This window comes from Mycolicibacter sp. MU0102 (assembly GCF_963378105.1).
Lineage (GTDB): Bacteria > Actinomycetota > Actinomycetes > Mycobacteriales > Mycobacteriaceae > Mycobacterium > Mycobacterium holstebronense.
In genome coordinates, this window is the sequence record NZ_OY726398.1 from 163,097 (window position 1) to 177,398 (window position 14,302).

The window sequence follows — 14,302 nt, forward strand, 5'->3', positions numbered from 1 at the left end:
TGGCAACCATCCTGTGAGACACTGGGATCAAGATCGTGACCGGAGGTAGGTAGATGTCGGGATGGAAGCTCGCGCAGTTCGGCGCGTGGCTCAGCGCCGCTGGCTTGGCCGCGAGTCTCACGCTCGGTTGCGGATCAGCCCTGGCTGATCCGCCGCAGCAGCCCGGCGACCCGGCCCCAGCGGACGCCGGCCCGGCCGATCCGGGCGCGCCGCCGCCTCCGCCGGAATTCCCGCAGTTCCCGCCGCCTCCGCCGGAGCTGCCGCCTCCGCCACCGCCCGGCGAGCCGCTGGCTTTCCCGCCGCCACCCGAGCTCGCGCCCGGTTTGCCCGCCGCGCCCGAGGGTGTCCCCCCGGGTCCGGACCCGCAGGCAGTTCCGGCCGGGTCGGCAGACCCAGCGGTACCGGGGCAGCCCGGTGCGGTGCCGGCCGCGGCCTCCGGACCGGTCGTGGGACAGAACCCGGAGCCGTTCACCGGCACGGCGCCGTTCCTGCCGCCGTCGTTCAACCCCGTCAACGGCTCGATGGTGGGTGTGGCCAAGCCGATCATCATCGACTTCCAGCGGCCGATCGCCGACAAGGCAATGGCCGAGCAGGCCATCCACATCTCGTCGAACCCGCCGGTGTCCGGCAAGTTCTACTGGATGACCCCCAGCCAGGTGCGGTGGCGTCCGCTGAACTTCTGGCCCGCCCACACCGTCGTCAACATCGACGCAGGTGGCACCAAGTCGAGCTTCCGCACCGGCGACTCCCTGGTGGCCACTGCCGATGACAAGACACACCAGATGACGATCACCCGAGACGGCAAGGTGGAGAAGACCTTCCCGATGTCGATGGGGATGAGCGCGGGTGGTCACGAGACCCCCAACGGTACCTACTACGTGCTGGAGAAGTTCCCCACGGTGGTGATGGACTCCTCCACCTACGGCGTTCCGGTGAACTCCAGTTGGGGATACAAGCTCACCGTGCAGGATGCGGTCCGGATCGACAACAGCGGCGGCTTCGTACACAGCGCACCGTGGTCAGTGGCCGATCAGGGCAAGCGCAACGTCAGCCACGGTTGCATCAACCTCAGCCCGGCCAACGCCAAGTGGTTCTACGACAACTTCGGCAGCGGAGATCCCGTCGTGGTGAAGAACTCCGTCGGTAGCTACACCAAAAACGACGGTTCCCAAGACTGGCAGATGTAGGGCGCACGCCCTCAACTGTTCGCGCTAGGGCACCCGGCGCTGCTCAGTTCCAGATCCGGACCCGGGATGCGGGCTCGAGGTAGAGCGCGTCGTCTGGTGTGACGCCGAAGGCGTCGTAGTAGGCGTCCATGTTGCGGATCACCCCGTTGCAGCGGAACTCCGGCGGCGAGTGCGGGTCCACTGCCAGGCGCCGGATCGCCTCGGCATCACGGGATTTCGTGCGCCACACTTGTGCCCAGCCGAAGAAAACGCGCTGAGTGCCGCTCAAACCGTCGATCACCGGAGCCTCGGTGCCGGCCAGTGACAGCTGGTAGGCGAGCAAGGCAATGGAAAGCCCGCCCAGATCGCCGATGTTCTCCCCGACGGTGAACGCGCCGTTCACGTGGCGGTCACCATCCAGTTCACGCGGCACATAGTTTTCGTACTGGGCGATCAACGCGCGTGTGCGGGAACCGAATTCGGCGCGGTCGGCATCGGTCCACCAATCGATCAGGTTGCCGTCGCCGTCGTACTTGGCGCCCTGGTCGTCGAAACCGTGCCCGATCTCGTGGCCGATCACCGCACCGATACCGCCGTAGTTGGCCGCGTCGTCGGCGTCGGCGTCGAAGAACGGCGGTTGCAGGATCGCGGCGGGGAAGACGATCTCGTTCATCCCCGGGTTGTAGTAGGCGTTGACGGTCTGCGGTGTCATGAACCATTCGTCGCGGTCCACCGGCTGACCCAACTTGGCCAGTTCGCGGTCGTAGTTGACCGCATACCCGCGCAGGTAGTTGCCGTAGAGGTCGCCTCGGTCGGTGACCAGCGCGGAGTAGTCCCGCCACTTCGCGGGATAGCCGACCTTGGCGGTGAACTTGTCCAGCTTGGCGAGCGCCCGCTCTCGAGTTTCCGGGGTCATCCAGTCCAGGTTGGTGATGCTTGCCCGGTAGGCCTCGCGCAGATTCCCGACCAGCTCGTCGATGCGTGCCTTCGCGTCTGGCGGGAAATGCTTTGCCACGTAAAGCTTTCCGACGGCGTCGCCCATCAGGGACTCAACCACGGACACGCCGCGCTTCCAGCGGTCCCGGATCTGCTCGGTGCCCGACAACCGGCGGCCGTAGAACTCGAAGTCCTCGGTGATCAATTCCTCGGTCAGCAGCCCGGCGCGAGCGTGAATGACCCGCCACCGTGCCCAGTCCTGCCAGTCGGCGAAGTCCGCGCTCTCCCACAATGCGGCGAACGCCGTCAGGAAATCGGGTTGCCGCACGACCAGCTCGTCGGCAGCCGCCACGGAGACGCCGAGAGCACCCACCCAGCCGGCCCAGTCGAAGCCAGGCGCCTCGGCCGGCAGGCCGGCGAAGGTGCGCAGGTTGTAGGTCAGCTCGGCGTCGCGGCGCTTCACCACGTCCCAGTGCGCGCCCGCCAACCGGGTCTCCAGCGCCACAATGCGCGCCGCGGTCCCGGCGTGCTCGTCCGGTTCCCCGCCGTAGGCCAGGGCGAACATCGCTGCGATGTGACCTGGGTAGGCCGCCAGGATCTCGGCGTGCTGGTCCTCGCGGTAGTAGGACTCATCGGGCAGTCCGATGCCCGACTGGTTCAGGTGCAGCAGGTAGCGAGTCGAGTCCTTCGAGTCGGTGTCCACGTAGAGCCCGACACCGCCGCCGACCCCGGTGCGCTGGCCTGCGCCCACCGCCCGCGCCAGGGCCTCGCGGTCACCGGCATTGTCGATAGCGGCCAGTTCCTGGCGCAGCGGCTCCATGCCGCGCTCGCGGACGATCTGCTCGTCCAAGAAGCTGGCGTAGAGGTCGCCGATCCGGCGCTCGTCAGTGCCGGCCGCATCCGCACTCGCCGCGGCCGCCTCGTCGAGCAATTCGCGAACCTGGATCTCGGCGCGATCGAACAAGGCGCGGAAGGCTCCGTCGGTGGCGCGGTCCGGTGGCATCTCGTAGCCGTCGAGCCAGCGGCCGTTGACATGACCGAACAGATCGTCCTGTGGGCGGACACCACTATCTATATAGGTGAGATCAAGGCCGGAACGGGTGGCTGGTGAGGTCACCGTCCCATCCTTCCACGACGGATGCTGCAGCTCTCCTGTAGCGTCACCGCCATGCCTGACGAGCAGCAACCCGACGACGCCACCGAGGTGGACTACGAGATCACCGAGCCTGACGACGTCACTGTAGAGAGCACCGAGGACCCGGCTGCTACCGAGAAGGTCGCCGAAAAGGCGCCAGCCAAGGCCGGCAAAAAGAGCGCCCACAGCAAGCCGGCTGCGGCGGCCTCAGGCGGCGGCCTCTCCGGCTACGGGTGGGGCTCGGTGGTCCTGGGCGTGGTCGCGGTGGCGGCGTTGGCCTTCAGTCTGATCACCTGGTACGAGCACCATGAAGATGTCAACGAGCGCGGTTACCGCAGTCGGGTGCTGCAGACGGCCGCCAGCTGGACCAGCGTGCTGATCAACTTGAACGCCGAGAACGTCGAGAAGGGCATGGCGCGGCTGCGCGACAAGACCGTCGGCGAACTCAACAGTGAGTTCGACGCCGCGTTGGCGCCCTACCGTGACGTGGTGCAGCGAATCCAGTCGCGCAGCAGCGGCCGGATCGAAGCCGTCGCCATCGAGCTCGAGCACCACGATCTGGACGAGCCGGCCGCGACCGGCAGCGACAAGCCGTCGAATCCCGGCCGCACCGACCCGGTGATGGTGATCGCCACCTCGATCGCCGAGAACGTCGGCGGCAGGCCCCAGACCGTGCATTGGGCTCTGCACCTCGACGTCACCGATGTCGACGGCAACATGATGATCTCCCGATTGAGGTCGATTCGATGAGCAAGCTGGAACTGTTGAAAAAGCAACCCCTGTGGCGGGTGTTGGCGGTCGATATCGCCGCGCCGCTGGCCGCGGTCGGGGGCCTGCTGCTGGTGGGGCTGACGCTGGACTGGCCGGTCTGGTACGTGTCGCTCTGCTCGGTGCTGATCCTGCTGATCGTCGAGGGCATGGTGGTCAACTTCGTGCTGCTGCGCCGTGACGCGGTCACGGTCGGCACCGACAATGAGCGGCCCGGCCTGCGCTTCGGGGTCGTCGGCCTGGCAGCGACCGCGCTGGTTGCCGCGGCAGTGCTCGGATACCTGCGCTGGACCGTTCCGGACCGCGACCTGGAGGTCGACTCGGGTGAGGCGGTCAAGACCGCCGTCGCCATGGCCGAGGCTGCGGCCACGGTCTCGCCGGCCAACCCGGACGCCTCGATCGAGAAGGCTGCGACCTACATGGTTCCGGACCGGGTCAACGCCTTCCGGGAGAGCATCGGCCGGACCGCCACCGACATGGCCAACCGCAACATCGCGGTCGAGGCGCAGACGCTCAGCGCCGGTGTCGAGGCGCTCGGACCGTCGGCCGCGCGGGTCGCAGTTGTGATGCGCAGCGTGCAGACAGTCGCCAACCAGCAGGTCAAGCAGTCGGTTGTGCCGGTGCGGGTGACGCTGACCAAGCGCGGCGGTCAGTGGCTGGTCCTGGAGATGTCACCGATCCACGCTCGCTGACGCGAGGGCGCAGCGCCCGGCGTCAATCGGCGTCGGGCGCCCCGCGGGTCTGCAGCTTGACGAAGCGGTCGGACAATCGGCGCATCCGGATCATCAGCGAGGCCGGCGGGCTGACCGCGCCACTGAGGTAGTCGCCGAGCGTGTCGGCAGGAACCCCGACCCGCGAGGCGAACTCGTGCTGGCTCAATCCCGACCGCTCGATCAGCACCCGCATGTGGCGCCCGACCTCCGCGCGCTCGTTGGCCTCCAGGTGTGCCCGGGTGCGGGCCAGGACCTCCGACAGGGCTTTGGCGATACCGAAGGATTCGGTGCCCTCCAGCACCTCTTCGACCTGGCGCGCGGTGCGGCCGTAGGGATCGCGCTTGAGTGCCACCACGATGAGCTGCCAGGTGGCGATGTCGCCGGTCTGCAGCGCAGCGCGGATAGCCGACGTGGGCCAGAACTCGACCGGCCGATCGGTGTCGCCGGACGGCTGCCGGGGCAGCGGCCCACGGCGTCGGTCCGCGGCCAACGTCACCTCGCCTCCTCCAGCATCGCCACGGCAACTGCCAGGCAGCGCCCTTGGACGTGTTCCCAGTCTGTACTCGCCCCAAGCGCATCGTCGCCGGAGGTGTAGTCGCCGCGTGCGGTGGGCTCCGGATCGGCGAGTCGACATACCAGCTGGGTGGCCATCCAGTGTCCGTCGGCTGGTTGACCAGAGTAATACGCATCAATTTCGCTGAGTGCGCCAGCAACGGTTTTCGGGCCCAGCGCATCGGCAAGCTCAGCAAGCCCGGCGTAGTCCCGCGGACTGTTGCGCGCCAACACCAGGTAGCCCGCCAAGCGCAGCGTTTCGGCGCCGGTGGGGATCTGCAGCCGGTCACCGGTGGGCAGCTGGACGGCGGCGGCTTCCATCGGCCGGCACCGGGTCAACGCCGGGACATCGAGCCCGATCTCGGTGGCCGCCCATGACTCGGTTTCCAGCGCGTCGAGGGCGATGGCGAGCCGGCGGCGCCACACGGTGACCGGGTGAACCGGACGGATGGTGCGGGGCTGCGCCCGGACCGTTCCGGTACGCGATTGCCAGCTGCCCGTCAGCCGAGCCAGTGCATGGCTCACCACGGTGCCTCCGGAGGGAGCCGGCCCGGCAGTGACCGGCACCGCTTGGATCTTGCTGGTCGCCATCTCGGCAACCCCGCAGCCACGCAGTGCCAGCGGGTCGCTGACGCAAACCGCGTCGGGAACCAGCCCTTTGAGCCGGGCCGCCGACTTAACCACGACACGAAGGTCGGCGCTGGGTGTGATCAGGGCGGAGATGTCATCGGGTATCACCACGACGTCACCCAAATCCACTGTGGGTAGCGGCTTTTCGAAGTCAACCGACGGCAGGATCCGGGCCAGCCAGCGCGGCAGCCACCAGTTCCACTCCGCGAACATCGCCATCAGCGCGGGAACCAGCACCAACCGCACCACCGTTGCGTCGACTGCGATGGCCACCGCACAGGCCACCCCCAGCTCGGCGACCAGCGGCATCCCGGCAAATGCGAAGCCGATGAAGACCGCGATCATGATCAGGGCGGCGCTGGTGATGGTGCGCGCGCTGGTGCTGACCCCGTAGGCGACGGCGTCGTGAGTGTTTCCGGTCTGCAGGAACCGCTCTCTGATGCGGGTCAGCAAGAAGATCTCGTAGTCCATCGACAAGCCGAACGTCATCGCCAGCACGAGGGGCGGGATGAACGTGTCGATGGAACCGGTCGATGCGAAGCCGAACCGTTCCAGCCAACCCCACTGGAACACCGCGACCAGGCTTCCGTACGCAGCAGCCACCGACAGCACCGTCATCACGACGCCCTTGAGCGCCAGCAACACCGACTGAATCGAGACCAGCAACATCAGGAAGGCGATCAACGCCACGAACACGAACACCATCGGTTCGGCCGCTGCAACGCGGTCGTCAAAGTCCTTGATCAACGCGGTCGGTCCACCGACATCCACCTGCACTGCCGGCGAGCCGGCCGCCTCCGGCAGGTGTTCACGCATCCAGTCGACGGTTGTCCGCGCGGCCATGTCCTCGGGATCGACGGACAGTACCGCCGACAGCAGGCCGCTGCTGTTGTCGTTGCCGAAGACCGGCGGGGACACCGAAGCGATGTTGGGGGCCTGCGACATCTCCTGGCGGATGGCGGCAAACGTCTCGGCGTGGGCCGGCGCCGACGCATCCGCGCCCGGGATGGTCACCAACACCCGGACCGGTCCCAGCGCCCCCGGACCCAGGGCTTGGGCCGCTGCGGCCACCCCGCCCCGGATCTCGTGGGAAGAATCGAACTGGCGAAGCATGCTGTTGCCCAGCGACAGCGACAGCGCCGGCGCCGCGAGCGCCAGCAGGAATCCCGCAGCCACCAACGCCGAGGCCCAGGGGCGCCGCATCACCGAAGCCGTCCAGCTGGTCCAGAACCGGGACTGGATGGTCTGCGGGCTGCGCGCCCAATGCAGCAGCGCCGACCGCTTGGCTACTGCTCGGCCGAACAAGGCCAGCACCACCGGGGTCAGGCTGACCGACGCCAGCACCGCCACCGAGACAGCCAGGATCGCTCCGGTCGCCATCGACACCAGCACCGGCGTGTTGATCAGATAGATCCCGGTCAGGGAGGCCACCACGGTGAGACCCGACAGCACCACCGCCAGCCCCGACGTCGCCATCGCCGCGTCGACGGCTTCCTGCGGCTGGCGGCCGGCCCGCAGTTCCTCGCGGTAGCGCATCAGAATGAAGAGCGAGTAGTCGATCGCCAGGGCGATCCCGAACATCGACACCGTCGACGTGACGAACACCGACATCGTGGTGAACAGCGACAGCAGATAGACCAGCCCCATGGTGACGATCACGGTGCCGATCCCCAGCGCCAGCGGGATCGCGGCGGCCGCCAGTGAGCCGAACACCGCCAGCAACACGACCAACACGATCGGCAGGTTCCATCGCTCTGCTGCGCCGATGTCCTGCTTGGTCTTCGCCGACGCTGCGGCGCCGAGGGCGCCCTGCCCGATCACGTAGAGGTTCACCGAACCGTTTTCGACCCGGCCGGGATGTTCTCCTTCCACCCCCAGCTTGGTGCGCAGCTTTTTGGCGACGTCAACCGCGCCGGTGTTGTTGAAGTCCACTCGCAGGGACACCACGTACGGCCGGTCGGGCCGCGGCGGCGGCTGTGTCGTATCCGGCAGCACCGTCACGCTGGGAACTTCGCCGGCGGCCCGCTGGAGCAGTGCGACGGCATCTGTCATGTCCCGGTAGGTGGCGTCGGCGCGGGGTGCGGCCACCAAGGCCAGCGGTGAGGCGCCCTGCTCGGGAAAATGGTCCTCGAGCTGGTACTGCACGTGCAGCGATTGCGATCCCTGGACCTCGAAGCCGCCACCGGTGAGGTGGCCGGACTGGGTGGCGGCCAGGTAGAGCGAGGGGATCACAGCAAGTAACCACCCTGTGAAGACCACCCAGCGGAATCTGCGCAGGTTGCTGCTGAAGCGCATCATGAACTGCTGGATTTCGTCTCTCCCCGCTCTCGCCCGCACTGGTGCGTCGCGTGCAGCGAGCCTACCGCAGCAACCTGTTGCGCTGGCCGTTTCTGTCGCCTCTGAGCTGCTCCGATGCCGTCCGGGAACCACACTGTGACCAGGCTGACCTGTGCTCGGGTGGCAGCATCAGGTGGTTACTGTCAGGATGGGGAAAAGGCCGTCTTTCGATCTGCCGTTGCTGCCGGGGGGCATCGCGCGCACACCAGACCATCGTCGAATCGCTATCCGCAATGTGGCGGGACTCGTCGGGGGCCGATCGGAGATCTCGCCAGTCGTGAGGAGAATTCGTGAACATCACCCGCGCCACCGTGCGTCGCAGTCTGTCGGGCAAGGGCGTCCTAGCTGCCGTGCCTGTCATTCTGGGCGGGGCCGTCACGGCCGCGCTGCTGGCCACCCCGTCGGCGCCCTCGGCGACCGCCGGCAAAGATCCCTGCGTGGCGAGCGAGATCGCCCGGACCATGGGCAAGGTCGTTACCTCGACCGGTGACTATCTGGACTCGCACCCGGACACCAACCAGGTGATGACCGGTGCGCTGCAGCAGCAGCCCGGCCCGCAGACGCTGGCAAACCTGAAGGCGCACTTCGACGCCAACCCGAAGGTCGGGGACGACCTGGCCAAGATCACGGCGCCGGTCCAGGAGGTGACTGACCAGTGCAAGCTGGCGATCAGCCTGCCGCAGGTGCTCGGGCTATTGCAGGCCGTGCAGGCTCAGGGCGGCCTGCCGGGTGGCGGACTGCCTGGCGGCCTGCCCGTAGGCGGCCTGCCGGTGACCGGCCTGCCGGTGAGCGGACCTCCGGCCGGTGCGGTGACCCAACCGATCGCGGTTCGCTGAGGACCGGCGCGTACTCGTCGGTGTCGTGGTCGGCCGCGTTGTCGGTGCGGAAGACGAAGAAGAACACCAGCCAGCCGGCGGCTGATATCAGCACCCAGCTGATCATCCGGTAGATCAGCACTGCAGAGATCGCGTCGGGCAACGTCAGCCCGCTCGACACCAGGCCCGGCACCAACACGGCCTCCACCACCAACAGGCCACCGGGGATCAGCGGAATCGTCCCCGCCGCGCGGGCGGCGGCGTAGGCCACCGTCAAACCGGCCACCGACGCCCGCCCACCGGCGGCATAGGCGGCGCACGCCAGGCAGGCGACGTCGGCGACCCAGTTGAACAGTGACCAGCCGAACGCCGTCGACAGGTCGCGGCGGCCCAGACTCACCGACTCCAGTTGGCCCAGCAGCCGGCGCCAGGTCGCCAGCCCGGCGTCCAGGGGCCGGGCACGCATCGAGTTGAACCAGGACAGCACGCGAACGCCGATACCGTCGATCAGCTCCGGTCGTGAGGCGACCGCCTGCGCCAGCAGTAGCAGCGCGATGAAGCCGCCGAGGGTGAACAACAGCGAGAACGGGTTGCTACGGGCCCCGAGGAGGAACGCGCCGCCGAGGCCCAGCACGGCCAGCCCGACCGCCTGCAGTACCCCCGACATCACCAGTTGCCATGACGCCACCACCGGGGTCGCACCCCAACGGCGTTGCTGCCGGTACAAGAAGGTCGCCGACAGCACCGGGCCACCGGGCAGGGTGGTACTGAGCGAGTTAGCGGCGTAGAAGGCGGCCTCGGACTGCCGTTGCGATACGTGCACACCGGCCGAGCCCAGTAGCGTCCGCTGGATCTGCGCGAAGCTGTGCATCGATGCCGCCGCGGCCACCACCGCTCCGAGGAGCCAGCGGGCGTCGGCACGGCAGAGACTGCACCACGCGGCGGAAACCTGATCCCACACCAGCACGAGTTCGACCGTGAGCACGACCGCGACCAGACCCACCAGGACGGGGCGCACCCACCGGTATTTGCCACCGGGGCGCTGTGGAGACGAGGGTTCTCGCCCGCCGACGCCATGAACGACGACGTCGGGATCGACGCAGTCGCGCGAAACGGGGGCGTGGGGCACGAATTTAAAGGTTAGCCGCGGTACGTCGATATTCGGCTACCTGATGTGCACCCGCTGCGGCATCGTTACGCTACCGGAATGTCAGCCAGCGCAGACGAATCCGTACATCCAACGGTGCGCAAGGCGGCCGCGTGGGCCTGGCGCTTGCTGGTGCTGTTCGCCGCGGCACTGCTGGTGCTGTTGATCATCAGGCGCCTTGAAGTGATCGTCGTTCCGGTGGCGATCGCGATGATGATGTCGGCTCTGCTGCTGCCCGGTGTGGACTGGTTGGCCCGGCACGGGGTGCACCGGGGGCTTGCGGTGTTCCTGCTGCTGCTGAGCGGTCTGGCGGTGCTCGCCGCGCTGCTGAGCTTCGTCGTCGACCAGTTCATCGACGGGGTGCCCGAACTGGTCGAGCAGGTCACCCAGGTGATCAACTCGACTCAGCACTGGCTCGTCGAGGGGCCGCTACACCTGAGCAGTGAACAGATCGACAGCGCCGGCGATACCGTGGTCAATGGCTTGCGCAACAATCAGGCGAAGCTGACCAGCGGCGCCCTGTCCACGGCAGAGACCGTCACCAAGATCATCACCGGCGCCTTCGTGGTGCTGTTCACGCTGATCTTCTTCCTCTACGGCGGCCGCGACATCTGGCGGTTCACGGTGAAGTTCTTCCCGAGCCAGGTGCGCGAGCGGGTGCACGCAGCCGGCATCGCGGGATTCGAATCACTGATCGGGTATGTGCGGGCCACGTTCCTGGTGGCGCTGGTCGACGCCCTCGGTATCGGAATCGGCCTGGCCGTCATGGCCGTGCCGTTGGCGTTGCCGCTGGCCTCGTTGGTGTTCCTGGGCGCCTTCATCCCGCTGGTCGGTGCGGTGCTCACCGGGTTGCTGGCCGTACTGGTCGCCCTGATCGCCAAGGGCTGGATCTACGCTCTGGTCACCCTGGGACTGATCATCGCGGTCAACCAACTCGAAGCCCATGTACTGCAGCCGCTGGTCATGGGGCGTGCCGTCTCCATCCACCCGCTGGCAGTGGTGTTGGGCATCTCCACCGGCGGAATCCTGGCTGGCATCGTCGGTGCGCTGCTCGCGGTCCCGACCATCGCTTTCATCGATCGGGCGGTGCGGGTACTGGTCGGAACCTCAGATTCGGGCGCGCCGGCCGATCCGGATGCCCCGGACGACGCGACTGTCGAGACGCCGAAAACAGCAGCCGACGACGTCAGTACCGACCCTCCCGACGCAGCAGTTCAGCAGCGCTGAGACCGCCGGAGGCACCGCGCCGCTGGGGACTCTGCGGGTTGTCAGGCGCATCGTCGCCGGGCTGATCACCGACCGCGGTGAACTTCTCGGTAGCCGGGTTCTCGGGGTCGGTTGCGGAGCCCTGAGCCGGGATCGCCGTCGTGGGAGCGTTCTCGGTGCTGTCTCCGCCGCCGGGGGGTTTGGGCAGGGACCGGGTTCGCTCGTCGGACGCCTCCGGCTCAGTTTCACCCTGCCGGCCGCGCCGGGCCTGCGACGCGTCACGGCCGCCGCGTAGTTCGCCCAGCCATGACTCGATTTCGCGTTCCTCGCCCGGTCCCGCGGATTCCTTGCCGGGGGACGGCACCCGCTCGGTCGCCGGGTCGGCTGCCGAGAAGCGGGTCGTCGGCGGCTCGGCCGGGCCGGTGTTGATCCGATTGGTCCGGGCGTTGGACGGATTGCCGCTCACCGGCCGGGTCGGAAGCTGTTCGGCGGGACGCCGTGCCGGGGCAGCGCGGCCCGGGGCGGGATGCGTGGGGTCGTGCGTCGGGCGCGGGGCGGCAGCACCTGCCGGGGCCGCCGCGACGGTTGCCGTCGCGGGGCGGCGGGTCACCCGGCGCCGCTCGTCGGGCAGCCGGATTTCGCCCAGACCGATCCGGTTCTGCAGGCGCTTCATCCAGCGTGGCGCCCACCAGCAGTCGTCGCCGAGCAGCTTCATCACCGCCGGCACCAGGAACATCCGGATCACGGTGGCATCCAGCAACAGTGCCGCCATCAGGCCGAACGCCAGGTACTTCATCATCACCAAGTCGGAGAACACGAACGACGCGGCAACCACCGCGAGGATCAGTGCGGCCGCGGTGATCAGCCGGCCGGTTGTGGCCGTGCCGATCCGGATCGCCTCGGTGGTCGACATCCCGGATTCTCGTGCCTCCACCATCCGGGAGACCAGGAACACCTCGTAGTCGGTGGCCAGGCCCCAGCCCACCGCAACGACCAGGGCGATGACCACCACCATCAGGGGAGTCGGGGTGAAGTTCAGCAGCCCGGCGCCGTGCCCGTCGACGAACATCCAGGTCAAGATGCCCATCGTCGACCCGATGGTCAACGCGCTCATCACCGCCGCCTTCAACGGCAGTACCAGGGAACCGAACGCCAAGAACATCAGCAGCGTGGTGGTGATCAGCAAGAGCGCCAACATCAGCGGTCCCTTGTCGACCATCGCGTGGATGCTGTCCTGTTCGAGCGCGGGTGTCCCGCCGACCAGCACGTCCAGGCCCTTGGGGGTGCTCAGGGTGCGCAATGCCTTGATCTTCTGTGCGGCGTCGTTGCGGTTGACCAAGCCGTTCTCGATCACCCGGACGGAGGGGGACTTAGAGGCCCCGGGAAGGTAGGGGCGCTCCTTCCACATCTCGGCGGGATCGTCATCGGGAACGACGAACCCGCTGATCGCCATCGCGCGGTTGCGGATATCGGCAACCTGCTGGTCGGTGACCGGTTTGTCGGTATCGCTCGTGATCACCAGGGTCAGCTTCTCGGTACGGAAGCCGGGGAAGATCTCGTCGAAGTGCTCTTGGGCCACTCGAGCGGTGTTGTCGGGCGGCAGATACTTCTCGCTCATTCCGCCGAACGACAACTTGCCCAGCGGGATGATCAACAGGATCATCGCGATGACAATGGGGATCGCGAAGGCCAGCGGTCGCTGCATCACGTAGTTGACCAGCTTGCCCCAGAACCCGGCCTCGACCTCTTCGCGGGTTTTGGTTTTCTGGGTCTTCTCGGCGAACCAGCCGATGATGCGGTTGGAGAAGTCCCATTCCCGCAGGAACGGAATGCGGTACAGGGTGCGGACCCCGAGTGCGTCGACATTGGTGCCCAGCACACCCAGAATGGCGGGCAGCAGCGTGATCGACAAGATCGCGGCCAGGCCCACCGAGGCAAAGAACGCGTAGGTCAGCGAGTGCACGAAGCCCTGCGGCAAGACCAGCAGGCTCGCGCACGAGACGATGATCAGCACCGCAGAGAACACCACGGTGCGCCCGGCCGTCATCACCGAGCGCCGTACCGCCGCCTCGGTGTCATAGCCCTCGGCGATCTCTTCTCGGAATCGGCTCACCACGAACAGGCCGTAGTCGATCGCGATACCCAGGCCGATCAGCGAGACCACCGGTTGGGCGAAGAAGTGCACCGGCCCGAAATGGGTGGTGAGCTGCAGGATGCCCGTCGCCCCGGCGATGCTCAATCCACCGACGATGACCGGGAGACTGGCGGCGATCACCCCGCCGAACACGAAGAACAGCACCACCGCCACCAACGGCAGCGCCAGCACCTCCATACGCTGTTGGTCGCTGGCGATAGTTCCGGTCAGGGCGTTGGCGATCGGTTGCAGGCCGCCGAGTTCGACCTTGCCGCCGTCGAGCTTCTGCAGATCCGGCTCGACAGCCTGGTAATTCTTGAGGATGGTGTCGTCGTCGTCGCCCTTGAGCTGGATCGACGCGAACGCATGCTTCTTGCTTGAGTCCGCCATGTTGGCCAGGGCTTCGGGATTCGTGAAGTAGCCGACCCAGCTCATGATCTGATCGGGGTGGTCGCTCTTGACCTTGTTCAGCCCGTTCTTGACTGCGTCGAACCATTCCGGGTCATCGACCGTCTCGCCCTTGGGTGCGGTGAAGACTGCCACCACATGGCTGGTGCGGTCCCGGCCGTAGACCTCGTCGCCGACGATCGACGCCTGCACTGACTGACTGCCATCGTCGTAAAACCCGCTCTGGGTGACGTGATCGCCCAGGCTCATTCCGTAGACGCCGCCACCCAGGCAGAGCGCCACCATCACGCCGATTACGATGAACCGGTAGCGGTATACAGTTCGACCCCACCAGGCGAACACCTATACGCTCCTT

At 67.3% G+C, this 14,302-nt stretch carries 9 protein-coding genes and 1 pseudogene; 5 read left to right on the top strand and 5 right to left on the bottom strand.

Features of this window, described 5'->3' with window-relative positions:
- Positions 1–53 precede the first annotated feature (53 nt).
- Entirely contained in the window at positions 54–1,187 is a 1,134-nt protein-coding gene (locus RCP37_RS00825; RefSeq protein WP_308485176.1) for a L,D-transpeptidase, read from the top strand.
- A gap of 43 nt (positions 1,188–1,230) precedes the next feature.
- On the opposite strand, the gene RCP37_RS00830 is transcribed toward RCP37_RS00825, so the two are convergent.
- Positions 1,231–3,219 (bottom strand): M13 family metallopeptidase, encoded by a 1,989-nt coding sequence (locus tag RCP37_RS00830; protein WP_308485177.1) that lies wholly within the window; start codon positions 3,217–3,219, stop codon positions 1,231–1,233.
- 51 nt (positions 3,220–3,270) lie between these two features.
- On the opposite strand from RCP37_RS00830, the gene RCP37_RS00835 reads away from it, so the two are divergent.
- Together RCP37_RS00835 and RCP37_RS00840 are read left to right on the top strand one after the other, a co-directional pair.
- Positions 3,271–3,987 (top strand): Rv1363c family protein, encoded by a 717-nt coding sequence (locus RCP37_RS00835; protein ID WP_308485178.1) that lies wholly within the window; start codon positions 3,271–3,273, stop codon positions 3,985–3,987.
- Positions 3,984–4,697 (top strand): hypothetical protein, encoded by a 714-nt coding sequence (locus RCP37_RS00840; RefSeq protein ID WP_308485179.1) that lies wholly within the window; start codon positions 3,984–3,986, stop codon positions 4,695–4,697. The genes RCP37_RS00835 and RCP37_RS00840 overlap by 4 nt, the downstream gene beginning before the upstream one ends.
- 22 nt (positions 4,698–4,719) lie before the next feature.
- On the opposite strand, the gene RCP37_RS00845 is transcribed toward RCP37_RS00840, so the two are convergent.
- Positions 4,720–5,214, bottom strand: coding sequence for a helix-turn-helix domain-containing protein (locus RCP37_RS00845; protein WP_308485180.1), 495 nt, complete (start codon positions 5,212–5,214; stop codon positions 4,720–4,722).
- Positions 5,211–8,198 carry an MMPL family transporter gene (locus tag RCP37_RS00850; RefSeq protein WP_308485181.1) on the bottom strand — a complete coding sequence of 996 codons (2,988 nt, stop codon included), beginning with the start codon at positions 8,196–8,198 and terminating at the stop codon, positions 5,211–5,213. Before RCP37_RS00850 ends, RCP37_RS00845 begins: the two co-directional genes overlap by 4 nt.
- A 389-nt stretch (positions 8,199–8,587) precedes the next feature.
- Here RCP37_RS00850 and RCP37_RS00855 point away from each other — a divergent pair.
- Positions 8,588–8,890, top strand: a pseudogene (locus tag RCP37_RS00855) (hemophore); the annotation flags it as partial.
- 16 nt (positions 8,891–8,906) lie between these two features.
- On the opposite strand, the gene RCP37_RS00860 reads toward RCP37_RS00855, so the two are convergent.
- Complete coding sequence (locus tag RCP37_RS00860; protein WP_308487224.1) at positions 8,907–10,070, bottom strand: lysylphosphatidylglycerol synthase transmembrane domain-containing protein; 1,164 nt, start codon at positions 10,068–10,070, stop codon at positions 8,907–8,909.
- A gap of 189 nt (positions 10,071–10,259) precedes the next feature.
- On the opposite strand from RCP37_RS00860, the gene RCP37_RS00865 reads away from it, so the two are divergent.
- Positions 10,260–11,426: an AI-2E family transporter gene (locus RCP37_RS00865; protein WP_308485182.1), complete on the top strand. Its 1,167-nt coding sequence runs from the start codon at positions 10,260–10,262 to the stop codon at positions 11,424–11,426.
- Here RCP37_RS00865 and mmpL3 read toward each other — a convergent pair.
- Positions 11,386–14,289, bottom strand: coding sequence for a trehalose monomycolate exporter MmpL3 (gene mmpL3 / locus RCP37_RS00870; RefSeq protein ID WP_308485183.1), 2,904 nt, complete (start codon positions 14,287–14,289; stop codon positions 11,386–11,388). The genes RCP37_RS00865 and mmpL3 overlap by 41 nt on opposite strands.
- Positions 14,290–14,302 lie beyond the last annotated feature (13 nt).

Bases quoted from the DNA above. Each gene is read 5' to 3' on its own strand.
- RCP37_RS00850 (WP_308485181.1), bottom strand. From the start codon at position 8,198: ATGATGCGCTTCAGCAGCAACCTGCGCAGATTCCGCTGGGTGGTCTTC.
- RCP37_RS00865 (WP_308485182.1), top strand. From the start codon at position 10,260: ATGTCAGCCAGCGCAGACGAATCCGTACATCCAACGGTGCGCAAGGCG.
- RCP37_RS00835 (WP_308485178.1), top strand. From the start codon at position 3,271: ATGCCTGACGAGCAGCAACCCGACGACGCCACCGAGGTGGACTACGAG.
- RCP37_RS00825 (WP_308485176.1), top strand. From the start codon at position 54: ATGTCGGGATGGAAGCTCGCGCAGTTCGGCGCGTGGCTCAGCGCCGCT.
- RCP37_RS00840 (WP_308485179.1), top strand. From the start codon at position 3,984: ATGAGCAAGCTGGAACTGTTGAAAAAGCAACCCCTGTGGCGGGTGTTG.